This window comes from Chryseobacterium sp. VD8, from assembly GCF_037149975.1.
GTDB lineage: Bacteria > Bacteroidota > Bacteroidia > Flavobacteriales > Weeksellaceae > Chryseobacterium > Chryseobacterium indicum.
In genome coordinates this window covers 1-550 of record NZ_JBBCQL010000457.1, presented here as the reverse complement: position 1 = coordinate 550, position 550 = coordinate 1, and the positions used below count along the sequence as shown (strand labels likewise).

The 550-nt window shown below is 39.1% G+C and carries 1 pseudogene; it reads left to right on the top strand.

Features of this window, described 5'->3' with window-relative positions:
- Positions 1-550: pseudogene (locus WFK35_RS23020) on the top strand (hypothetical protein); the annotation flags it as partial.

Below are 550 nucleotides of genomic sequence, written 5' to 3'. Positions count from 1 at the left end.
CTTTACCCAACACGAATAACGCGGCTTTAACATCTTGTGCAGGAACTAATGGAAACGGAACTTTTAATTTAACTTCAGCTAACGTTTCTTCTGATCCGGGAGTTACAGTAACTTATTTTACCAATTCAAATTTAACAGGACAGATTACAAATCCTGCGAATTATTCGGGAGCTTCAGGAATTGTTTATGCCAATGTAACTTCCGCAGCAGGCTGTTCAAAAGCAGCTCAGATTACTTTAACGGTAAATCCTTTGCCTAATGTTACGAATGCCACTTTATCTTCGTGCGCAGGAACCAACGGAAACGGAACTTATAATTTAACCATAGCCAATGTTTCTTCTGATCCGGGAGTGACGGTAACTTATTTTACCAATTCTAATTTAACCGGACAGATTACCAATCCTGCGAATTATTCAGGACCGGCGGGAATTATTTATGTAAATATTACTTCGGCAAACGGATGTTCCAGACAGGCACAGATTACTTTAACAACCACTCCATCGCCTAATATTAACACCGCAAATTATAATGCGAGTCTTTGTGATGATAA